Origin of the sequence: Vibrio sp. Vb0888, from assembly GCF_033338835.1 — a bacterium.
Taxonomy (GTDB): domain Bacteria; phylum Pseudomonadota; class Gammaproteobacteria; order Enterobacterales; family Vibrionaceae; genus Vibrio; species Vibrio alginolyticus.
Window position 1 is genome coordinate 266,857 of the sequence record NZ_JAWOTL010000003.1, and the last position, 23,773, is coordinate 290,629.

Consider the following 23,773-nt stretch of genomic DNA (forward strand, 5'->3'; position numbering starts at 1 on the left):
GTCTGTATTTCCCCCACGTTCAAGCCGGGATTATCCCAGCTGATGTGACACTAACCATTCACTTTTGAGGCGCGCATCATAATCACCAAAAGTGTGAAATTAAAGCATTTTCTTATCTTGAAACAGAAATAATTTTGCAGGAAAAAGCCATCATTCCTTACCATACTGTTTTTATGAGATTAATTGGCATCTAGACACAGTTTGATAGCACTAAACTTTGTTCAACAATTGTTTCAATTTCATGACCTTGAAAGTGGTCAATTATCAACCATACAGTTGAGATTGCAAGGATTGTAGGTGAGTTGTGATGTTAGATGTGGAAAGATTTCTTTATAATGACGATTACATTAATTGACTGGAATTCCAGTCAAAATTTTACAAGTTAGTCTTGGATAAACTATGAACGACGATTTTGAGAAAGATTTCAATCTTGGGGGGAGTGTAGAGCGAGCTTTGTCTGGCAACTACGAGCTTAAAGCTGGCGCGGTTTTTAACGAAGCTTGGCGAGCAACCATCCAGCACTTTTTATCATTTTCTCCTGCCATTATTGTATTGCTTTTTGTCCAGTTAGGTATTTTCTATATTGCATTAAAACTGCAGTTGGGCGATTTGAGCGTTATTCTTGATGCATTTGAGAACCCAGAGTCGTTCACAAACGATATTGTGTCTTCTATTTATGTCGCGAATTTCAGTTATGAGGTGATTAGCGCACCAATTTATGCGGGGATCAGCTTGATGGCTATGAGCCATGTCGCCGGCCTGAAGACTAAGTTGCGCCATGTTGGAAAGGGGTTGCAGTTCACCATTCCTGTTATTCTAGCAACGCTCATGAGCTTAATGCTACAAGGTGTGGTTGGTATGATTTTTCCTTTACTGTCGCTGTATCTTTCCTTGGCATTTAGTCACTCTATTTTGTTGATTTGTGAGAAAAGGGTGCCACCAATGCAAGCGTTGCTGTTATCACTTCGCGCAATCAACAAGAAGATTTTTGTAGTCGCGGGGCTTTACTTAGGCGTGATGTTAATGTTTATTATTGCAGCAATGTTCTACGGTATTGGCTTGATTTTTGTGCTGCCATTCTTCTTCCATTTGAAAGGCATACTCTACCGCGAAATGTTTGGAATTAAGCTTAAGATCGTTACAACACAGAAAAACGATAATGATCACGATGGTAACTCACAGGTGTTTGATGCCTAATTCTTTGAAATCAATAAGTTTACGAGTGGCGGCAACCTGTATAGCCGCCACTTTCATTTCTATAGGCCCATATTTACACTACGAGAAACAGTTTAAATATGTGGAAAATCCTGACGTACTCTCTGGCAAGATTAAGCATGTCGATTTATCACACTTGCCATACATCGGTGATATCCCAGACTTCAATTCAATAAAAGATACGAAAGAGAAAAAAGCTGCTTTTTTTGATTTTTTAAGGCCTAAAATTGCTCTTGAGAATCAACGAATTCGTCATGAGCGGGCCTTTCTTACCTCTTTAAAGGTGGGACAAGTGACGCAAGAACAACAAGAGTATGCTCAGCGGTTATCATCTCTGTATTCGTTGCCCTTGAGTAACGATAAGATTGATCAAGCATGGCTAGACGAGATGCTTGTGAGAGTGAACGTCTTACCAGAAGCGTTGGTTCTAACTCAAGCGGCAAATGAATCTGCGTGGGGCACTTCTCGTTTTGCTACTCAAGCAAACAACTTGTTCGGCCAATGGTGTTATAAAAAGGGCTGTGGAATTGTTCCAGCGCAACGTGGCGCTAACAAAGTTCATGAAGTTGAAAAATTCGATTCTGTACAACAGTCTGTTCATGGCTACTTTATGAATGTTAATCGAAACCCAGCGTATGCAGACCTGCGTGAAATCAGAACATCTCTGGCTGAAAAGAACAAGGGCTTGTTAACGGTCGCAACCGCGTCAGAGTTAACGCATGGGTTGCTAGCCTATTCTGAACGTGGCATCGCCTATGTACACGATCTTCGCGCTATGATTCGTCATAACAACGCCTACTGGACGCAATAAAATAACGGATAAAATGAAAAAGTTAAGCCTAAGTCTGTTGGGAAGTGCGGCGCTAATTCTTGCATCGCCGATAACCCAAGCTCAAGAGTACATGTTCACGTACTCAAAGTTATATACTCAACTAAAAAACAACAATAAAGAAGGGCATGACGATGTGAAAGTTGGTGTCTTTTTTGTGGACGCAAAAACTAAACAAATTTGTATGATAGAAAAAGCTTGGATGGAAAAAGAAGAGCACTATGAAGAGTTTGTTATCCCTGCTTCACAAGAGTTGCCTTTACCTGTTGATAAAAACTTAAAGTCAGCTAATCCGTTGGTTTTTGTCGATACCCCAAAAGATACACGTTGCGATTACTCACTTGTTGTGATGACCAAAGAACCATTACAGGGTAACGTTTCTTACGACCAACTTAAGCCTCTTCTACCTCAAATGCAGACGATGCTGGAAGATTTAGGCGGTATGTTTGCGGGTTGGTTTACACCGGAGGTTCAAGGTGTGACGATGGAGTTTGCAAATCAACTGAATGATAAAGTGATTTTCTCAAACGGAACCGAAAAGCCAATTGTCAATGGCAAGATACAAGTCGCACTAAGTGAAATAGGGCAAGGTGGCACAATGACACTACCAGAACCGACGATGCGAGTGCTACCTTATCTGCCTAACGCAAAGAAGTGAACACTGAGAGTTTAGAAAGGGCTGCAATTGCGGCTCTTTTTTCAGTTGTGACCGTAACTAAAGTATCTTTCACACTCTTTTCTTAAAGACTCAATAAGACAAGCATTTAATCCTGCGTAAAAAGCTCGTATAATCCACGCCCCAAAGAAACCCATGTTAGGAAGTCCTAGTCGATTTATCGGCGATGTGAGAGCCCGCAATGAACCAAATAGATACAAGAAAAGAAACCCTAGAATTCAACAAGCTTCAGAAACGCCTGAGAAGACATGTTGGAAATGCCATTACTGATTACAACATGATCGAAGAAGGCGATGTTGTGATGGCATGTATTAGCGGTGGTAAAGATTCATTCGCGATGCTTGATATCCTGCTGAATCTTCAAAAAGCCGCACCGATCAAATTTGAAGTGGTTGCGGTAAACCTAGACCAAAAACAACCGGGCTTCCCTGAGCACATTCTGCCAGAGTATTTCGAAACACTGAATATCCCTTACTATATTGTCGATAAGGACACTTATTCCGTCGTAAAAGAGAAGGTACCAGAAGGCAAAACCACTTGTGGTCTGTGTTCACGCCTGCGACGTGGTACGCTGTATTCATTTGCAGAGAAGATTGGTGCAACTAAGCTTGCGCTAGGTCATCACATGGATGACATCGTCGAAACAATGTTCTTGAATATGTTCCACGGCTCTCGCCTTAAAGCGATGCCACCAAAGCTACGCTCTGATGATGGTCGTAACGTGGTCATTCGTCCATTGACTTACTGTCGTGAAAAAGATCTGATCAAATACGCTGAGCACAAGGATTTCCCAATTATTCCGTGTAACCTTTGTGGCTCTCAAGAGAATCTTCAGCGTCAATCTATAAAAGCAATGTTGATTGAATGGGATAAGAAGACGCCAGGGCGTGTGGAAGCGATTTTTAAATCAATTCAAAACGTAAGCCCAAGCCAACTAGCAGACCGCGAATTGTTCGACTTTGTTAACTTACCGCTAGATCGTGAAGGTAACCGCGAAGAGTATGAATTTAATGAGGCTGTCGTTTCTTCGACGAATATTGATGAATCAATGTTCATCGATGTTACGAACATCTAACTCGTAAAAAAGGAGGTCAATTAGACCTCCTTTTTTGTACCCAACGCTTTAACTGTTCCCAAACAAAAATCCCCCTGTATTGGGGGGATTTATTAGCGCTTATTTGAAAGCGCTCAATACATAGCAATACTAAGGAGAGATTAGGTTGCTGTATTTGGGTCGAGAGGGCTAATGTAGCCTTTTGGTTTTAGAGCCAACACATCGCAATTTATTTTATCAATTACGTGCTCCGCTGTATTACCAATAAAGACAGCAGAAAGCCCAGTTCGCCCTGTAGTACCTAAAATAACCATTGCAGCATTCAAGCGCTCTGCAGCTGCCGGAATGACATCTTCAGGTAAACCTTGCTCAACTATCGTTTGTTCTTCATCAAGACCATGTTTTTGGCGTAGTGCTTTCATAGCCGTTAAATGATGACCTCGCACTGCATCGGTATAAGTCGTTGGGTCAAATTCAGGAAGTTCAATCGTAATGTTCGCCGGTGTAACGGGGTAGGCGTTAACAAGATATGGCTTGGCCTCAAGCCGAGTGGTGATTTCTTTTAATCGCTCGACCATCGTATCGTTGAGATCAATATGAGTCGGGTTTTCTGAGCCCACATGTACTGAGGCAAGGATACTTGCTTGTTCCGGCCAAGCAGCATTCTTAATAAGAAGCACTGGAATAGGGCATTTTCGCAACAAGTGCCAATCTGTCGGTGTAAAAATGACAGACTCTAAAACATCATGCTTACGTGTGCCTTTGATGACTAGGTCATGATTGCCTGCATAGACTTCAGCAATAATCGCCTCATAAGGACGGTTGTGCCAGACAACACAAACATCAAAGTCGAAGCCATCGTTTAGGTATGGTTGAGCAATTTTACGCATCCACTGCTCACGCTGATGAATGACACCTCGACGCATAGCATCTCTTTCATCCACTGATAGCATTGACGTCATGTCATACGAGAAATCGTAAATGGATAAAAAGAAAGTGATTCGGCTTCTAGATACACTTTTCTGAGCTAATTGAACAGCTCTTGCAAGTGCGGGCTGCTCATCATTATTGATGTCAGCTACAACAAGGATCTTACTGTATATACTCATAACTAAGCCCACTTCTATTGCAAAACCAGATTCTGAATGTAAATTAAATCAGTATTTTGGAGTACTCACCGTACATTTTTACTGTAGCTTAGTTTGGAGAACTTTTTGAGGACTTTCGAAAGGAATTTATGAGAAATATGATGTAGCTCATTTTCGAGCTACATCAATAATTAGGGTGTATTATTCTTTAGTTACACCAGCAAGTTCCATCAATGCATCGTGGTCTAAGATAGTGATATATTTACCTTTTACGCTTAGGATCTCAGATTTCTGGAAACGACCTAACAAACGACTGATCGTTTCGACTGTAAGACCAAGGTAGTTGCCAATATCACCACGAGTCATAGTTAAACGAAACTCTCTAGGGCTGAAGCCACGCTGAGAAAAACGCGTTGATAGGTTGTAAAGGAAAGCAGCTAGTCGCTCTTCTGCGTTCTTTTTAGAAAGAAGCAAAATCATTTCCTGATCACCTTTAATTTCGTTACTCATCAAACGCATGATTTGCTGGCGAAGCTTAGGCATTTTACCCGATAGATCGTCTAAAATTTCGTATGGGATTTCACATACCATCGACGTTTCGAGTGCTTGAGCAAAGCTAGGGTGGGAGTCACCAGTGATAGCATCGAAACCGACTAAGTCTCCAGCTAAGTGAAACGCTGTGATTTGCTCATCACCTTGCTCTGTGATCGTATAGCTCTTGATGGTACCAGAGCGGATAGCGTATAGCGATTTTAGCTCATCACCGGCCTTAAAAAGCTCTTGTCCTTTTTGAATAGGCTTCTTACGTTCGATGATTTGGTCAAGCTGGTCAAGTTCTGCCTCATTTAGAGTGAACGGGATACACAGTTGACTAATGCTACAATCTTGGCAATGAATGGCGCAACCGCCTGATTGGATACGCTTTGTTGCAGGTTTTTCAGAAATCATAACAACCTTTCACTATTTGATATACATCAATATTTTAGCATCGCTTAATCCTAAAGGGTAGCAAAAATGTCACCTCAATAGAGTTTAACGTTATATGAAACCGAGTAATGCTAAGGCTCCTACAGCGGTATACGTACCATAGCCAATAAGGATTAATGCTGAAATATTTCTAAATATTAATGATTTTTGTAATTTCTGAAAATGATTGGCACCGTATCCAATAATAAGCATTGCAGGTAGCGTTCCGAGCCCAAACGCAAGCATAATTAGGCCGCCGTTCATCGCACTACCAGAAACCGCCGACCAAGTAAGCGCTGAATAAACTAAACCACATGGTAACCAACCCCAAATAAAGCCAAATGGCAACGCGTGAAGAGGATGCTTTAATGGCAACAAACTCTTCCCTGCCGGCGAGATAAAGCACCAGAGATACTGCCCTAGCTTTTCTATTAAAAGTAAGCCTTGCCACCATTTAGCAATATACAGCGCGACCAGAATCATGAATAACGCAGCAATCAGCCTTAACCAAGCAAGAGAATGCGTTAACCCACTAAGCTCAGATAAACCTGATATAGCACCACCCACTAATGCTCCTATTAAGGTATAACTGATCAATCGTCCGAGGTTGTAGAAGAGGGGGATAAGAGGGGTGGTTTTATTTTTAGCAGAAGAGCCCATGGTAAGCAGAGACGCGATACCACCACACATACCCATACAATGACCGGCTCCTACTAAGCCGATCATCAACGCACCGATAAAATCAGGAGTCATAAAGGTCGCTACTTTTTATCACTATTAGATTGGTCTTCTTCGTCGAGAAGAATGTTGTGCCCTTGCCGTTCAAGATCTTCAAACTGATCGCTTCTTACCGCCCAAAGAAAAACGGCGACAGCAACACAAACGAGAACGATAGCGATGGGAATCAATATATAAAGACTTTCCATGTTTGCTTTCTCTACTTATTTCTCTTTGAGCAGGCGCAAAGAGTTAGATACAACGATAATTGAGCTTGCAGACATGCCAACTACTGCAATGTAGGGAGCCACTAAACCTGCGACCGCCAAAGGCAAAATTAACAGGTTGTAACCCAAAGACCAAGCCAAGTTTTCTCGAATAATCTTTCTTGTACGCAGTGCAAGCAAACGTGCTTCTAGTAGCTTTTCGAGATTATCCCCAAGTAACGTCATATCTGCAGAAGCTTTAGCGACATCTGTACCACCGCCCATTGCGACAGAAAGGTGAGCTCCGGCGAGAGTCGGCGCGTCATTGATTCCATCACCAACCATCATAGTGATACTGTTTTCGTCCAAGCTCTTAAGGTATGCAAGCTTATCTTCTGGCTTTGCTGACGCGACGATGTGATCGATACCAATTTCATTCGCCACTGGTTGGGCGTTTGAGAGAGAATCACCAGTTAGCAGGGTTGTCTTAATTCCAGCGTCAGCAAAACGTTGAATAAAGGCTTTGCTTTCTTTTCGGATAGGGTCGCGGTAGTAAAAGCTAGCGACATGCTTGCCATCAACCGACAGATAGACCGCCTGGCTTTCACCACTTTCTTTGCCTTGAACAAAAGCCGCACTGCCTATCTTAACGATTTTGCCATTCCATATCCCTTCAATCCCTGACCCAATCACGTTTTGCACATCAGACACGATAAAGTCATCATTGGCGTAACTTGCAAAAGAGCGAGCGATAGGATGGTTTGCATGAGCTTCTAATGCTGCGGCTAGAGAGAGACAATCTTCTTTTGGAAGATCACTCAACACTTTTGTATCACAGATCTCAATATCACCTTTCGTTAGAGTGCCTGTTTTATCTACAACTAAGTGGTTGATCTTACATAATGTCTCAAACACATGGCCTTTACGAAGTAAAATGCCAAAATTACCCATTCTAGAGGTAGCACAAGTGAGTGCGGTCGGTGTGGCCAGAGATAGCGCACATGGACACGTAGCGACTAGCACAGACAGCATGATCCAAAACGCATCATCTGGTTTTGTTTGATGCCAGTAAAACCAAGTACCAGCAGAGATAATAAGAATCACACCAACAAAGTAACGGGCGACAATGTCTGCAATTTCCGCAATTTTAGGTTTGGAGTGTTGAGCTTCGTCTTGTAAACGCACGATGTTAGAAATCATTGAATCGGCCTTTGAGCTTACTACCTCAAGTTCAAATGATTCGTCTCCGTTTAGCGTTCCCGCATAAACAATATCGCCTTCTCGTTTCACAACATGCACTGACTCACCCGTTAGCATGGATTCATCAATATGAATACGGCCTGAAATAACTTTACCGTCAGCGGGGATATGTTCACCAGGTAGAACGCGAATACGATCGCCAACTTTTAGCGTCTTCACGGGTATCTGATCACCGTCCAGCGTTGTAGCAATTGCCGGAATCAACTTAAGAAGGTTACCACTCGCTGCAGCAGCTTTGCGACGAGCGCGCATCTCTAAGAATCGACCTACTAACAAAAAGAAGGTAAACATCGAGATAGATTCAAAGAAGACTTCGCCTTGTTCAGTTACTGTTGCAACTAAACTTGCAACATAGGCAAAGATCAACGCAATAGAAACCGGGACATCCATACCAAGGGTTCGGCCTTTGATACTGCGCCATGCGTTTAAGTAAAATGGAAGAGCGGAATAAAGCAAAACAGGAGTAGCAAAAATCAAACTTACCCAACGAAAGTAACTTTTAAACTCTGGCTCTAAATCACCAAAGACTTCGAGATACAGTGCAACGGCGAGCATCATGACCTGCATGGTTGCTAAACCTGCAATACCTAGCCGATATAGATATTGCTTCATCATTCGATGGTAAGAGGCTTCTTGCTTATCTGCTTCAAAAGGTGCAGCTTTGTAACCAAGTTTATGAATAACGGAAAGGAGCTCGCTTAACCGTACCTGAGTTTTATCCCAGGCTAGTAACGCTCGATTGGTGGTTGTATTAACACGGATAGATACCAACCCGGCCGTATTAGAAACTTGCTTTTCGATTAACCACGCACAAGCGGCACATGAAACGCCTTCCAAAGAAAGGGTTACTTCAGAAACATTTTCGCGATTTCGTACGAATTCAGATTGTACATCCGCATTGTCATAATGAATTAAAGCTTGGAGTTGCTCTGGTACTAGGTCTGCCTTTTCTGCAGGCGCAGTGCGGTATTGGTAATATGATACAAGACCACTATCGACAATAGTCTGCGCCACAGTTTCGCAGCCCGGACAACACATGTCGCGAATTTCACCCAATATTTCTACTTTGAAATCCGTGTTGGCTGGTACATCTTCACCGCAGTGATAACAGGATTTACACATATGCTTACTTCATTAACGGTGTTGAAGAGGCAGGAAACTCAACTTTACCTTGGATCATCCATTGCTTGTCGTGTGGTTGTAGTTCAACAAACCATGGTCCTTGAATAGATTCCTCAGCTTTTAGTCGGTAATTACCAGATGCATCCGCTGTTACAAGCTTTGTGAAGTCACGATCAGGAAGAGTACGATGAGTGAAAGTGGCCGTTAGAGCAGGGTAATGAGGTAGCTTCCCTTTAGCGAAAACAATCACAACATTGTTATTTTCAGAGGAAATCTCAGCGTTAAGACCTAGGTCACGAGCGACATTCATTTTACTAATGTCGATATTAATGCCTTTGCCTTTTTTATAGTAATCCTCGGCGACTAAAGAAACAGAGTTGTTCGAGAAAACGACCACAGTAATCACAGTCCAAACTACGACAGTAAGAGGAAGGATGATTAGGAACCACGGCCAAAATTGTTTATACCAAGGCTTTACCATAAAAAAGTTCTCAACAGCTAAATGAAAAAATGTAAGGCGTTAAATTTAAAGGAAAGACAGCCCCTATGAAAGGGGCTGTTATTGCTATGTTACGTAATATCTCAGTTACTTACTCTCTGAGTTACTTAAACTCCAGACATATGAGGCAACGAGCTGAACTTTATCTTCACCCAAAATGTCTTTCCACGCAGGCATTACGCCTGAGCGTCCGTTCATTACGGTTTCTGTTACAGCTGCACGAGAGTCACCAAATAACCAGTCTTGGTCTGTAAGGTCAGGCGCACCGACTGCAGGGTTACCCTTACCATCGGTACCATGACAAGCTGCACACACTACGAAGCGTGCTTTACCTGCCGCGGCTTCACGAGCATTTACTTTACGACCAGATAGACTAAGTGTGTAACTTACAACTTCTTGAACACCTTGCTCACCAAGGGCATCTTTCCATGCTGGCATTTGACCAATACGGCCGTGCATGATGGTTGTAACGATCGCTGCTGGCTCGCCACCATATAGCCATGCATCATCAGTCAGGTTAGGGAAGCCTTTCTGACCACGTGCATCAGAGCCATGGCATTGAGAACAGTTTTGCAAAAACAAACGCTGACCAACTTTTAATGCTTCAGGATCTTGCGCAATTTCAGGAATTGGGCGTAGACCACTGTCATTGTGCGCAAGTTTACGGAATGCTTCGCCGAAGTAAGCGTCGGCATCATCCAGTTCTTTTGCATATTGGTTTAGTTGCTTGTTCTCTTGTGCTGCAGCGATGGCTTCTTTTGACTCTTCTAGTGAGCGAACGGTTTGAGCCGAACTCTGCCAGTTTAAAAAGCCCTTGAAGCTACCTAGACCTGGGAATAGGGCAAGGTAAACTGCTGCGAACACAAATGTGCTTACAAACAGGTAAGTCCACCACTTTGGTAGAGGGTTGTTTAGCTCGCGAATACCATCGTACTCGTGGCCCATGTCTTCCCCTTCCTCGACGCCCATTTTATCTTTAGCGCACCAAGTCAGGAGAATCGCACAGCCTACTAGCGTACCGACAGTAATCACGATAATCCAGAGACTCCAGAATGTAGTCATTACTTCTTCACTCCTTGGTTATTAGGGGTCTTTTGTTCTTCGTCAGCAAACACCAAGTTGGCATCTTCTTCAAAGCGTGCTTTACGCTTTTTACTAAATGCCCACCATACGATGCCAATAAAACTAGCGAAGAGTACAACGGTATAAATACTATGAATTGTACCGAAATCCATATGATCCCCTTACTTCATTGCATGACCAAGAGACTGAAGGTAAGCGATGATTGCATCCATCTCTGTTTTACCTTCTACTTCTTTAGCCGAATTCGCGATCTCTTCATCAGTGTATGGAACGCCGAACTGATCACGAAATAGCTCAAGTTTCTTCTGAGTTAGCTTACCGTCTAAAACGTTTTCAGCTAGCCACGGGAAACCTGGCATGTTTGACTCAGGTACAAGCTCACGAGGATCTAACAGGTGAACACGGTGCCATTCGTCAGAATAACGACCACCAACACGAGCTAAATCCGGGCCTGTACGCTTAGAGCCCCAAAGGAATGGGTGTTCCCAAACACTCTCACCAGCAACAGAGTAGTGACCGTAACGTTCAGTCTCTGAGCGGAAAGGACGAACCATCTGGCTGTGACAGACGTTACAACCTTCACGGATGTAGATATCACGGCCTTCCATCTCCAAAGGAGTGTAAGCGCGCAGATTTTCTACAGGTTCAGTCGTTTGCTTTTGGAAAATCAGAGGAGTGATCTCTACAAGAGCACCCCAACTGATAGCAAACACGATAAAAATAGCCAACAAACCGACATTACGTTCTAAGATTTCATGGCGATTATTAGAATTATTACTCATTCTTAAATCTCCTTATGCCGGATGTGGGATAGCTTTTAGGCTTTCTTTAGGTGCACTTACCGTTTTGTACGTGTTGTATGCCATTAGGAACATACCTGATAGGAAGATAAATCCGCCTAGGAAACGTACAAAGTAGAACGGATAAGACGCTTCTACAGACTCAACAAAGCTGTAAGTTAGCGTACCGTCAGAGTTAACCGCGCGCCACATAAGACCTTGCATTACACCAGAGATCCACATCGCAACGATGTAAAGAACGGTACCGATTGTTGCTAGCCAGAAATGCACATTAACTAGACCAACAGAGTACATACGCTCTTGGCCAAATAGGCGAGGTACCAAGTGATATACAGAGCCGATAGAGACCATCGCAACCCAACCTAACGCACCAGAGTGAACGTGACCAATGGTCCAGTCTGTGTAGTGAGAAAGTGCGTTAACCGTCTTAATCGACATCATCGGGCCTTCAAAGGTAGACATGCCGTAGAACGACAGTGAAACGATTAGGAAACGTAGGATAGGGTCATAACGAAGCTTATGCCATGCACCAGATAACGTCATAATACCGTTGATCATACCACCCCAAGAAGGAGCAAATAGAACCAGCGACATAACCATACCTAGAGACTGAGTCCAGTCTGGTAGCGCTGTATAATGAAGGTGGTGAGGGCCTGCCCAAATATATAGAGAAATAAGTGCCCAGAAGTGAACGATAGATAGACGGTAAGAATAAACAGGACGTTCAGCTTGTTTAGGAACGAAGTAGTACATCATACCTAGGAAACCAGCGGTCAGTAGGAAACCTACCGCATTGTGTCCATACCACCACTGAACCATCGCATCCACTGCGCCCGAGTAAATCGAGTAAGATTTACCAAGTGACACAGGAATAGCCATGCTGTTCACGATGTGAAGTACTGCTACTGTGATAATAAAGGCACCGAAGAACCAGTTTGCCACATAAATATGTGACGTGTTTCGCTTCACTAGTGTGCCGAAGAACACCACCGCATATGATACCCATACTAGCGCAATTGCGATATCAATAGGCCATTCTAGCTCAGCATACTCTTTACCCGATGTTAAACCGAGAGGCAAAGTAATGGCTGCTGCCAGGATGATTGCTTGCCAACCCCAAAAGGTGAAGGCAACGAGTGGGCCACCAAAAAGACGTGTTTGACATGTGCGCTGTACAACATAATAAGACGTTGCGAACAGAGCACTGGTACCAAACGCAAAAATTACCGCATTAGTATGCAGTGGACGTAAGCGACTGTACGTCAACCACGGCGTATCAAAGTTTAGCTGTGGCCAAACTAATTGAGCGGCAATCAAAACACCAACAGCCATACCAACTATGCCCCATAAAATGGTCACAAGGGTAAATTGGCGAACGACTGTATAGTTGTAGTTTTGTTCAAGCTGCTTTACTTGGCTCATTTGCATGCTTCCAATTTCTAATTAACTACACTTTTACTTCCAACACGACTTGCGTCGTAACACCACCCAAGTAAACTCTAGAATTCAAGTGTTATCATCACCTTATTTCCATTGCTGACTTTAATAAAAAGTGGCATTTTCAGCGTGACACTATACTTGAATTAACAATTCAATGACAGGGTAGTAACCTTACTGGACCTCTGGAAATCATTTTTTATTTAAAAAGTTTGAAGTTTGTAACAAGGATATTAGTAATTATGCCTGCACAAAAGTTAACAAAGGCGCGACTTGCACAAATCTTAATCATGCTCAGTGTTTTAATAAGCGCATTTTTCTGGCGTACCTTTACACACGAGAGTGTTAATAGCGTTGACTGTTCACAAAAAGAACGATGCGATGTAACAATTGAAGGAGAAATAATCACGATTAATCGTGACTCAATGGGAATTTCGCTCGAAACGACAGAAAGTAGCACTCTAAAAATTGATCTAAATCAATCTGGTAATTTTATCAATCTCAACGAAAAGCATAAGTCAGTAGAATGGGACATCATGCCTGAATCGAAAAAAATCACCTTTAAAAAAGGTGAAAACATTGTTGTAGTTCAATTATAAATACGATCTATCACGAGATAATCGTAACTTATTAATGAAATTAACACCTTCTTACCTAGAGAAAATTGGTTGGAATGGTATAACAGCAGAGTGATATCCAATTATAAAATCGTATGCATTGCCAATCAGTTTTTACTCATATTAAAGATGAAGACTCAGCGATAAAAACGCTCAGGTCCGAATTGACACAACAGAACTTGTCTTACGTGATGTGTTACTACACGGAAGAATACAATTTCGAGTTGATTCGAGAAGCGTTTCTTGCGCATTTTCCTGGTGTGCCTTTTCATGGCGCCAGTTCATGTCAAGCCGTAATGACAGATCAGGGCTTTCATACAGGCCCAGTAATTGCGGCACTTGCTGTTTATGATACAGGTCCTCATGCTTATGGTACTGGTATTTCTAATCACAACTCAGGTGACAGCGTCACCAAGGCTTTGGATATGGCCCTTGAGAACGCAAACCGTGTAGGAGAGGTACCAAACTTAATTCTACTTCATGCTACACCAGGGCAAGAGGAATCAATCATTGCGTCTATAGATGAAAGATTTGGAACTCTAATTCCAATTATTGGTGGTTCGGCCGCTGATAATAACATCGCTGGGAAATGGTCTGTGATAACCGCCCAAGGTTCTCAAACTTCAGGTTTAAGCTTAACTCTCTTTTACTCCTCTCAACCTGTTGATATCGCTTTTAGCGCTGGACATACACCAACTAATATCAAAGGTGTTGCAACCAAGACCAACGATAGATGCTTACTTGAAATTGATAACGAACCTGCGCTCAATGTTTATAGAAGGTGGACAAATCACCAGGATAACCAAGTAGGTAAAGATAATATGCTGTTTACAAACTCGAGTGCTTATCCATTAGGGCGGATCGCAGGTCATCTCTATGATCGCCCATATTACAAGTTATCCCATCCGATCCGTGAGACGCAAGATGGTGGAATCGAGTTGTTTACACGAATAGAAGAGGGTGACGAGCTCACATTAATGAAAGGAAGTCGTGAGCATCTCGTTGCGCGCGCTGCAAAAGTCGTCAATGCCGCTTTTAACCAAAAATTAGAAGAGTCTCGAAAAATTGGAGTGATAAATATCTTTTGCGCAGGTCCCATGTTGCACTTAATGCAAGACATGAATAGCGTTTGTGAACAAATTAACCAAGAACTAGAACATTTGCCTTTTATTTGCCCTTTTACTTTCGGCGAGCAAGGTAGATTTATTGGTGGTGAGAATGGACATGGAAACCTGATGATTTCATCGGCTATATTCCATAAACCTTATGAAAGATAAATACTTAGACATATATCAACAGGAAGCGCTTCAAGAAGCGTTAGTTGAGCTAAAGCAGGCTAGACAAAGAGAACGACTACTCGCCGATGAAAACAAGGCCATTCTTTCCGCGATATCTGCGATGAGTGAGGCAAAGAATCGGCATGAGATATTTACGGGATTAAACAATGTCCTCAAAAAGTACATCAACTTCGATGATTTTATTGTACTGACTCGTGATGGTGAACGATATCCCTTCAAGACATTGATATCAACTAATAGCGTATTTGATAATGTATCCTGGTTACACGGTAACACCTATCAAAGAGCTCTCAATGGTGAATGCATTCTACTGTTCGAGCCAGATAAACTCGCTGAGTTTGTTAACTTAAACAGCTTTATAAAAAGCCATGTAAACTCGGTCGTTTTAACTGGTATACGTTCAGAAGTAACGCAAACCGTAATCCTACTTATTGGAGCTCAGAAAGGGCACTTTAGCATAGAGAATAAGGAAACCTTGAGGCGGTTTCGTCCCTTAATTGAAAGGGCGGTCATTGATATCGAGACCAAAGAGAAGTTACAACGTATCGTTGAAGTAAGAACAACTCAGCTCGCTAAAGCAAGAGAAGAAGCAGAGCTTGCGAACCGGTCTAAGTCGGAGTTCTTAGCGATGATGAGTCATGAAATAAGAACCCCTTTAAATTCCGTTCTTGGAATGCTAGATATACTGAAGCAATCAACCTTGTCAGAAGAACAAATTGATGCTTTGAGCCAAATGGAGTGCTCTGCAGAGTTACTTCTCGCGATAATCAGTGACATTCTTGATCTTTCTAAAATCGAGTCAGGTCGCTTTCAGCTCAATGAACAATGGATTAACTTAAGAGACACTGTCACTTTTGTTATTTCTCAGCAAAAACAAATAGCTAAGAAGAAAAATCTTAAATTCAAGCTCAACTGTACTGTCACTAATGACAAACAATTTTGGATTGACTCCACGCGGTTATCTCAAATTCTGTTTAATCTAATAGGGAATGCAATAAAGTTTACAGACGAAGGTGAAGTAAAAGTTTCTGTATCTGAGCAAGATGCTGAACTTGTGATCTCAATATCTGACACTGGAATTGGTATATCTAAAGCAAAGCAAGAGCATTTGTTTACGGCATTTCATCAAGGAGACCGTTCCATCACGAGACGCTTCGGTGGTACAGGACTGGGGCTCGCAATAACCAAGCATTTAGTCGAAATGATGCGTGGAAAGATTGCCGTTAAAAGTGATGAGCATGTTGGTTCAACCTTTACGATTTCGATTCCAGTTTTGACTCGTTGTAATCAAAATCGTCCAGTTAGAATCGAAACCAATCAACCGACAAAAGCAATGGAACTTCTCGTCGTAGAAGATACCGAATCGAATCAGTTCGTAATAAAGCTTATCTTAAATAAGCTTGGCCATAATGTTCATATCGCAAGCCATGGAGCAGAGGCATTAACATTTTTAGAAGAGAATGAGGATTTAATCGATTTGATTCTCATGGATGTCTCGATGCCAGTGATGGATGGAATTACCGCAACAAGACTTATTCGAGATAAAGGTCTCAGGACCCCAATTATAGCGTTAACTGCACATGCGCTAGAAAGCGATAGAGATAAATGCCTGGATGCCGGTATGGACGGATTCATTTCCAAGCCAGTTAGAAGACAAGATATCTTTGAAGCTATACAGTCATTTCAATAAGTAAAAAGGCGTTAATATAGATCTTAACAATCGATAGATTATTAAGATCTATATTAAGTATTTTATGGTAAATAACCATTATGTTTAATGCTAAAGCCCTTAAATTTAAAATCTGCAAGGGAATAGGAGCATACTCAGATAATATTTAGCGTACGGCGATATATAATTTAACTATTCTGGGTTTTCATTCAATTCATAACCCACAATCTTCGTTAACTTCTTGTCTACACTGCTTTTAGAGTTGCTCAATACGCAATTTTCAGCTCATGAACCAAGTTTAACTTCATAAATACACGCTTTTCAGTATAAGAAATAACCTGATTCATATGTTAGGTTCATGTAGTAGGTGTCAGCATCAAGCGATACTCGGCTCTCATTTCTCAGAAACATAAAGTTGGTTCAAACCAGTTACTTTAAATTTGCCTTTAGTCTCTGTAACAAACGTTTGCTTGGGTGATTTGGAGCCAATGAATAAACACTAATAAGAACAGGTGATTTACACAATTCATAAAAATATTGAACTATCAAGAGCGCAAGATGAACTAGCGGTGAACCCAACAGACGAGGCCTTGAAAGATAGAGTTAGAGTCTGGACTAGCGTAGTCAATGACTATTCAGCAGAAACGGGAAGAATGTGCTTAGTTGCTTCTCTGTTGGTTGGATGTAGCCTCTCGTCCGTCGGTGCGGTGAGAGTACTCGGTGGTCTCGAAGACTCTAGTCAGTTTGCGAGCCCAATACATATAATGCTGTTTGATAGTATCGACGTCGTATTAACTGGTTGGATTATTTCTGGTGGGTCTGAAGGCTGGACAAATTTTCTATACAACGTGAAGTCAATGATTCCTGTTCATGATAAATAAGTACAGTTTCAGCGATGCTAGACACACTTCCACACTACAATCCATCAACGATGTTGGAAGTTCAAGCAATTGATACGGAGTTGTGTGTTCTATGTAAACTATTCCTAGTAGATTGCTATTAAGTTAACCACAATGATAGCTTACAATTTAGAGAGTCGTTTAGATGGATAAGTAGATGAACTTGTCATCTTGATTATACTCTATTACCCCTATACCTTCACAGGCAGAAATCCTGATGTCTATCTCACAAAATGAAAATAACAGCCACTAGTAATCAATTTTGATTTGCCTTTCTTGTGTGGCAGAAGTATTCCGCTTTTCGATTAAACATGCTAGATTATCAGTAATTTAGCATTGTTGCATATTTATAAAGTCCCGCATGAAATTTAAAGCTCTCAAAGCATATAGAGGTGATGCATTTGTAATTACTCACCAAAACTACGCACTTCTTATCGATGGAGGTATGCCTTCCACTTCTGGAGATATCAAACGAGAAGTTGAAGGGCTAGAGATTAGCGCTGTAATCGTGACTCATGTTGATAATGACCACATTGGAGGAATCGCACAATTTCTCAAGTCGACAAAGCATAGCTTAGCAGATACAGATTTCTATATGAATCACCCAGATCTGGCATCCAGATATAGTGGCACCAAGGTTGCGTACCACCACGGAGACAGTTTTAAAAAAATCATTGAAAAACACTCCCGGAGTATGAATCCCTTAGCACAAGGTCAACGCTTTAAAATTCGCGACATCGAAATAGAAGTATTGTCACCTATGGAAGAAGATATCGGTGAGCTTCATAAAAATTGGAATGCTAGTAAAATAATCGAAGATGACAAGTTGACATATTCAAAAAGACAGAAAAACAATGGAGATATCATTAATCGTAGTTCTATATCGGTTATATGCAGCCATGAAGAGTTTAAATTACTTCTGTTAGGCGACTCACACCCGGATGTAATTGAAAATTATCTTATAAATGGTGGCTATTCAAAAGATAACCGTCTTGATATAGATCTTGTAAAGCTATCTCACCATGGAAGCAAGCACAATACTACGGAGTCTCTATTAAAAATTTTGAATTGCTCAAGCTTTTATATATCTACGAATGGTGGAGTTTACAACCATCCCGATGATGAAACTTTAGATATGCTTGACCGACGCGCCCAAGAGTTAGGTTTGAATTTTGATATATATTTTAACTATGACATCATAAGAAAGTTGGAAAAGAGAAGTAGTAAAAAATTTAGCAATTTGAATTTTATATTGAAACAAGAGATTTCGAAAACATGTTTGAAATAGACGTCCATTCAAATGTTTTATCTTCTAATATATTTATAGATGAAGAATTCGTAGGAAGTGGTGTTCCATTCTTACATGAAGGTAAGAACTACATTATAACTAGTGGACATGTTGTTTACGGAGTAGATTTTGATCGAAATCTAGATAAAGAAACAATCATAGAAGTGGTTATAGATAATAAAAAATTCGTTGTGAAGGATGTAATCGGTGATATAAAAACTTCAAAAGAATGTGAGGTTTCGATACTAGTTCTTGAAAGTAAGTCAATAGAAGATATTAACCTAATCGACATCAAATTTTGCGATAGGATTTCCAATGAGTTACTCATAGAAAACTGCCGCCTCGTGGTTAAGCCTATTCAGGATGATCAAGAATCAGTTATTGTTCACAAGTTAAACGATAAGCCGCTCAATGACTATGGTTATTATATTCGGGTAGAAAAGGACACTTTTCATGATATCAAAAATGGTGACGTAGGGGCCTCAGCTTACGCTGGCGTATCTGGTTCTGGGCTTTTTTATTGTGCTAAAGATAAACTTTATCTTGCAGGTATAATAGATTCGATTCCAAACGTTAGCCTCTCTGACGGACTAGTCCAAATTACAAACACGAAGCACCTCCATAGATTTTTAAATGATGTAGAAGTGACGTCTTGTTTAGAGTTAAGTCAAGACACTAATGCCCTAAAGGAAATACTTGATAAGTGTACAAATCAAGTAAACGATGCCACTATAGATAGTTGGATTGCATCAAACTCTAACGAGAGGGAAGTTAAGCAATTAAATAAAAAAACAAGCTATTTGTTTCCCGAAGATTTTGTAGACAACGAGCGCAGGAAAATTGTCTGGAATTATCTTAGTGGTAATTTATTAAAGGAATACTGGTCGATAGCTAGATTAGATTTGAGTAGTGCCTATCAATGCGCTTATAAGGTTGCTTCAAACGACTCTATGATTGAATATTTTAATACTCGAAAAGAAGCATCAGAAAAATATAAAAGCATTTGTAATAGACATAAATCAACGATGTCATCCACATTGGTTAAAAAAGGTGCGTCTGTTGTCGAATCAAATTTAGTAAGTAATAGAGATATTGCTCAATGGCTGCTTATATGTGATTTAGCATTTATCGATGAGGCAAACAACTAAATGGATCAAATAGATAAACAAATAGTTCAACTCTCAGAAAGAAGCACGATATTATCTAGCGCTAACTCATTTGAAATACAGATATATTTACTACTCATTATCATTTACGAGTGTACTGAAAAACAAGCTAACGCTCCGTATAATAAACTGTCGTTTGTATTCTCTGCTTATATCAACGATCTTCCTAGTGATTTTGGACACAAAACAAAAGACTTAATACCAAGTTGGCCGATATATGACCTAAAAAAGCACATCATTTACGGTGATGCAAATAAATTATGGGAAGTCAAAGTTAATAAAGGAAAAGTGCTGATTAGCAAGACAAAATTTACAAATGAGATGTACGTTAATATTGTCGAAAATAAAATATTCAACGATGCTGTGAGCAAAATCAGAAATTTATGCAAAACACCAGTATCAAAAATAGATAGGCAACGGTTAGTTTAGATGATTAAGATTAAAAACGTTAGTTGTGAGATAAGAACAAAAAACAGCCTTGAAAAATATGGGTTCAGTCATGATTTTGACGATAACCTTAATGTGATTCTAGGGGATAACTCAAGTGGTAAAAGTACGATTTTATCATGCATTTATTATTGTCTTGGTATGGAGCAGTTATTAGGTGGGAATAAATCCGATATACTAGATAAGTGCCTCTGGAAACAGTTTGACATCCTAGAGAATACATACTATGTCTCTGAGTCTTACGCTTTTCTAACAATTCAAAACTCTCTTGGTAATATTGCAAAAATTCGACGTAGAATTAGCCGAACTCCGGGGCAAAAGAATAATACATTGCTAGTCGATACTGGTGAAAGAAAATCCACTCTGTTTATCCACTCTACTGGAGATCATGAGAGTCATGATGGCTTCTATAACTGGTTAAAACAGTTTATGGATATTAATTTACCTTATCTCGAAGACGATGAGGGAAATACAGTTAAGTCTATCTACTTACAGAATGTTATGTCTACATGCCTTATAGAACAAACTAGAGGGTGGTCAGATTTCCTTGCACAATCACCATTTTTTGGCATTAGAGACGTAAAGACTAAAGTAGTTGAACATTCTTTGGGTCTGGAAAGTCTAACAAGTGATATACAAAAGAGCTTGCTTGAAGCACAACAATCAGAACTGAAACTTTCGTGGAAAAACGAATATAACCAATGTTCCAAACGACTATTTGAACATAACATATTAATTGATGGGTTAACTGACAAACATAAGCCTATACTCAGCAAAAATATTGCTGCTAAGTTATTCGTTAAGATTGAAGAGGGGATTCTACCTTTTCTTGATTACAAAACCCACTTAGAATCCGAGTATGAACTGGCTAGGAAGCTTGCATTAGAAACTAATGACATAAAGACAGACGAACAAAGTAAGTTTTTAACAGTTGTTAGAAATCTTAACAAGCAAATTAGAACAATTGAGCACAAAATTATCTCTGAGAAATATAATAGAGATAGCTATAAGAAAATCATAAATAAATTGGATAAGGATTTAGAAAATGTTTCGGGCATTAAAAAGGTTGGCCGTTTCAATGATTTTCAACGTATCAATAGTTGCCCAGTTTGTGACTCAAATCTAGATAATCCAGAAGATATATGTAAGGAAAGGGTAGATATAGATAAATCCCTCTCGTTTATGAAAACTGAGAAGAGCTTATATTCTACACAACTAAAAAATGTTGATGAATTAATCGAAAAGCTAGAAGCATCTCTTGGTTACTACCAGCAAAACTTAGAAGAGCAAAAAGAGCAACTACGGTTAATCACGGACGACATAAACACTACTAGCGAAATAAAGCGCTCACAAATTTATAAGGAAATTCATCTAAAACAGAAGGTTACTGAGTTTAAAAAGATTCAATCTGAATTTGATGCTTTCATTCGTAAGATGATGGATATCAATACTAATCTTTTAGCAAACAAAAAACTCTTAGATGATTTGAAGAGTGTTGAACATAGAGACGAAGTCAAGATTAGAGAGTTTGAATCTCGTTTCAAATCCCTTCTTAGTATATTTGAGTATAAAAGCAATAAAATAAATTACGTTAAAATAAGAGATAACTATCCAGCAAAGCTATTTCCATTTATAGCAATGTTTGACAATGAAACCACGACTTATAACACTCAGCCGATACGCTTAAGTTCTTCAGCGAGCGACTTTATAAGGTCAGAATGGGCCTACTACTTATCGTTATCTACTTGTTCTGTTAATCATCCCGGATTTGTATTATTTGACGAACCGGGTCAACATGCAATGAAAATGACTAGTATGAAGAAACTGTTGAATACGGCTGCTCATCATGGAAAACAAACAATCTTTGCTATTTCTAAAAATTTATCAAATGATAACGGTGAACTCGTTGATGAAGGTGTGGATGTACGTGTACTGGGTGATTTGTTCGGTCATATTGAATCTCAGAAGATAAAGATCATTGATATCGACGAGAAGAACGAAAGCAAATGTATTCGTAAGCTAGATTAATCTTAATTATACAATTTATCTATTTTGTTCATAGGCATCTTTACAATCATGACAGATGCCTAGTATTTGAAAATGACAATATTGAGAGGAACTCAAGATGCCAAAGGTCGTGTTAGATACCAATATTCTTCGCGAAAATAGTATCGACAAAAGTGATATGGTGATACTCGCTCGCTTATCCAGAGAAAGTGTTGTAGATGTATACATACCTAATATTGTAAAAAGAGAATACCTTAGCCAACAATTTATTGATCTCTCAGATCATTGTCAAAAGATCTCTAGCTCATTGCAGGCTATTCGGAAAAAGACGAATAGTTCGCATCCAAATCATCAATACGTCGAAGAAATGAATATTCAGTTACAACAATTTAAAGATGGGCTAGAGGCACCGATTAAATCCAATTTTGATGATTGGATGAAGGTAAACTGTATTAAAGAAGTGCCTTTTAACCCAGAAGATATAGTTTCGATTATCGATGATTACTTTTCAGGTGGTGGTGTTTTTAAGAAAGCGAAACACCGTGATGATTTTCCTGACGCTATGATATCAAAGGGGATTCTTTCACTAGCCGAAAATGAGCCCGTAACAGTTCTTTGTAAAGATGGAAACTTTCACGACAAACTCACTAAATACGACAATATCAGTGTGTTCAGAACATTACGCGAGTTTCTAGATAGTCCGCAAGTATCAGAGATTCTGAGTGAGCTGAATCAAAAATCAGAAAAAATTGAATTGGTTAAGGGAGTCCTCGCGTCAGCCGAGTCACAAAAAGTATTGATAAAGTATATTAGTTCTGAAGGGGTAGGTATTGAAGATGTCTATCTTACTGGCGATGACCTTTCCGGTACAGATAATCTCCTTCTAGAAAGCTCTTATAATTCAGATATACAACATATAGACGTTTCTTCAATCAATAATGTGAATCTTGGTGAGATTAGATATATTAACGATGATATGTATAGTATTGATATTCAATTTGGAGCCAATGCCCTTGTTAATTATGCAGCATATTACGGAGACTATGTCGCTCTAGATGAGATGAGTCAGGAACATGTTGATATAGATAGCATGAATGGTGATGGTTATTGTGAATGCTCGGAACTAAGAGCAGTCAACTTCTCTGGTGCTATTGAGATTTACTTAAACACTCATTTAACCCCAGATGATCTAGCTGTTCACATGCAATACTTTAGCGCTAACAACACTAATGTGTCTGGGGTCATTGAAGTGATCAGTGGAGCCATATTGGAATAAAGCACAGCGTGGATTTAATCTGACATGCGAATTCAAGATATATAACGTTTATAACTTTTTCTTCAATTTACTTTGTAACATATAAAATCGCCTAGAATCGATTAATCTAGACAAAGTGAATAGTAGATATCGCTTAAGCTAACTTCAGCACACG

23 protein-coding genes are annotated in these 23,773 nt (G+C 40.1%); 13 read left to right on the forward strand and 10 right to left on the reverse strand.

Translation table 11 applies throughout. The features are described from left to right. The first annotated feature begins 399 nt into the window (after positions 1-399). From R7P72_RS07225 to ttcA, 4 genes are all read left to right on the forward strand, one after another. Positions 400-1,197: a hypothetical protein gene (locus tag R7P72_RS07225; RefSeq protein WP_005389175.1), complete on the forward strand. Its 798-nt coding sequence runs from the start codon at positions 400-402 to the stop codon at positions 1,195-1,197. Further along, complete coding sequence (locus R7P72_RS07230; protein ID WP_017634900.1) at positions 1,190-2,026, forward strand: glucosaminidase domain-containing protein; 837 nt, start codon at positions 1,190-1,192, stop codon at positions 2,024-2,026. Before R7P72_RS07225 ends, R7P72_RS07230 begins: the two co-directional genes overlap by 8 nt. Before the next feature lie 13 nt (positions 2,027-2,039). After that, positions 2,040-2,702, forward strand: coding sequence for a DUF2987 domain-containing protein (locus tag R7P72_RS07235; RefSeq protein WP_025766641.1), 663 nt, complete (start codon positions 2,040-2,042; stop codon positions 2,700-2,702). 199 nt (positions 2,703-2,901) lie between these two features. After that, positions 2,902-3,795, forward strand: coding sequence for a tRNA 2-thiocytidine(32) synthetase TtcA (ttcA, locus tag R7P72_RS07240; RefSeq protein WP_005377502.1), 894 nt, complete (start codon positions 2,902-2,904; stop codon positions 3,793-3,795). Positions 3,796-3,935: 140 nt separating this feature from the next. Here ttcA and uspE read toward each other — a convergent pair whose 3' ends face one another. The 10 genes from uspE to ccoN all read right to left on the reverse strand — a co-directional run bounded on the left by uspE (position 3,936) and on the right by ccoN (position 12,937). Beyond that, on the reverse strand, positions 3,936-4,883 hold the full coding sequence (uspE, locus tag R7P72_RS07245) for a universal stress protein UspE (protein WP_005377500.1): 948 nt from the start codon (positions 4,881-4,883) through the stop codon (positions 3,936-3,938). A 180-nt stretch (positions 4,884-5,063) separates the two neighbouring features. Continuing rightward, positions 5,064-5,810: an FNR family transcription factor gene (locus tag R7P72_RS07250; RefSeq protein ID WP_005377497.1), complete on the reverse strand. Its 747-nt coding sequence runs from the start codon at positions 5,808-5,810 to the stop codon at positions 5,064-5,066. 90 nt (positions 5,811-5,900) lie between these two features. Continuing rightward, complete coding sequence (locus tag R7P72_RS07255; RefSeq protein WP_213885302.1) at positions 5,901-6,581, reverse strand: sulfite exporter TauE/SafE family protein; 681 nt, start codon at positions 6,579-6,581, stop codon at positions 5,901-5,903. An 8-nt stretch (positions 6,582-6,589) separates the two neighbouring features. After that, complete coding sequence (gene ccoS, locus R7P72_RS07260) at positions 6,590-6,754, reverse strand: cbb3-type cytochrome oxidase assembly protein CcoS (RefSeq protein WP_005377493.1); 165 nt, start codon at positions 6,752-6,754, stop codon at positions 6,590-6,592. Between the two features lie 15 nt (positions 6,755-6,769). After that, the gene (locus tag R7P72_RS07265) at positions 6,770-9,133 is read right to left on the reverse strand and encodes a heavy metal translocating P-type ATPase (RefSeq protein WP_213907247.1); all 2,364 of its coding nucleotides are present in this window, start codon (positions 9,131-9,133) and stop codon (positions 6,770-6,772) included. 4 nt (positions 9,134-9,137) lie between these two features. Continuing rightward, positions 9,138-9,614 (reverse strand): FixH family protein, encoded by a 477-nt coding sequence (locus R7P72_RS07270; RefSeq protein ID WP_005377489.1) that lies wholly within the window; start codon positions 9,612-9,614, stop codon positions 9,138-9,140. A gap of 105 nt (positions 9,615-9,719) precedes the next feature. Beyond that, on the reverse strand, positions 9,720-10,694 hold the full coding sequence (ccoP, locus tag R7P72_RS07275; protein WP_005377487.1) for a cytochrome-c oxidase, cbb3-type subunit III: 975 nt from the start codon (positions 10,692-10,694) through the stop codon (positions 9,720-9,722). Beyond that, positions 10,694-10,867: a cbb3-type cytochrome oxidase subunit 3 gene (locus tag R7P72_RS07280; RefSeq protein ID WP_005377485.1), complete on the reverse strand. Its 174-nt coding sequence runs from the start codon at positions 10,865-10,867 to the stop codon at positions 10,694-10,696. The genes ccoP and R7P72_RS07280 overlap by 1 nt, the downstream gene beginning before the upstream one ends. Before the next feature lie 9 nt (positions 10,868-10,876). Continuing rightward, the gene (gene ccoO / locus R7P72_RS07285; RefSeq protein ID WP_005377475.1) at positions 10,877-11,497 is read right to left on the reverse strand and encodes a cytochrome-c oxidase, cbb3-type subunit II; all 621 of its coding nucleotides are present in this window, start codon (positions 11,495-11,497) and stop codon (positions 10,877-10,879) included. A 12-nt stretch (positions 11,498-11,509) separates the two neighbouring features. Then, a complete protein-coding gene (gene ccoN, locus R7P72_RS07290; protein WP_005396488.1) occupies positions 11,510-12,937 on the reverse strand; it encodes a cytochrome-c oxidase, cbb3-type subunit I in 1,428 nt (475 codons plus the stop codon). A gap of 257 nt (positions 12,938-13,194) precedes the next feature. Here ccoN and R7P72_RS07295 point away from each other — a divergent pair, with 257 nt between their 5' ends. The 9 genes from R7P72_RS07295 (at position 13,195) to R7P72_RS07335 (ending at position 23,619) form a co-directional block, all read left to right on the forward strand. Then, entirely contained in the window at positions 13,195-13,551 is a 357-nt protein-coding gene (locus tag R7P72_RS07295; RefSeq protein ID WP_213907248.1) for a hypothetical protein, read from the forward strand. A 113-nt stretch (positions 13,552-13,664) separates the two neighbouring features. Next, positions 13,665-14,846, forward strand: coding sequence for an FIST signal transduction protein (locus R7P72_RS07300; RefSeq protein ID WP_005377472.1), 1,182 nt, complete (start codon positions 13,665-13,667; stop codon positions 14,844-14,846). After that, a complete protein-coding gene (locus R7P72_RS07305; protein ID WP_005377471.1) occupies positions 14,836-16,557 on the forward strand; it encodes an ATP-binding protein in 1,722 nt (573 codons plus the stop codon). Before R7P72_RS07300 ends, R7P72_RS07305 begins: the two co-directional genes overlap by 11 nt. A gap of 491 nt (positions 16,558-17,048) precedes the next feature. Further along, positions 17,049-17,417, forward strand: a complete 369-nt coding sequence (locus tag R7P72_RS07310; protein WP_318110395.1) for a hypothetical protein — start codon at positions 17,049-17,051, stop codon at positions 17,415-17,417. Between the two features lie 379 nt (positions 17,418-17,796). Beyond that, a complete protein-coding gene (locus R7P72_RS07315) occupies positions 17,797-18,723 on the forward strand; it encodes a ComEC/Rec2 family competence protein (RefSeq protein ID WP_318110396.1) in 927 nt (308 codons plus the stop codon). Beyond that, entirely contained in the window at positions 18,711-19,871 is a 1,161-nt protein-coding gene (locus R7P72_RS07320; RefSeq protein WP_318110397.1) for a hypothetical protein, read from the forward strand. The genes R7P72_RS07315 and R7P72_RS07320 overlap by 13 nt, the downstream gene beginning before the upstream one ends. After that, the gene (locus R7P72_RS07325) at positions 19,872-20,318 is read left to right on the forward strand and encodes a hypothetical protein (protein WP_078607048.1); all 447 of its coding nucleotides are present in this window, start codon (positions 19,872-19,874) and stop codon (positions 20,316-20,318) included. Next, positions 20,319-22,364: a hypothetical protein gene (locus R7P72_RS07330; RefSeq protein WP_318110398.1), complete on the forward strand. Its 2,046-nt coding sequence runs from the start codon at positions 20,319-20,321 to the stop codon at positions 22,362-22,364. Positions 22,365-22,461: 97 nt separating this feature from the next. After that, positions 22,462-23,619 carry a PIN domain-containing protein gene (locus R7P72_RS07335; RefSeq protein WP_318110399.1) on the forward strand — a complete coding sequence of 386 codons (1,158 nt, stop codon included), beginning with the start codon at positions 22,462-22,464 and terminating at the stop codon, positions 23,617-23,619. The last annotated feature ends 154 nt before the right edge of the window (positions 23,620-23,773 follow it).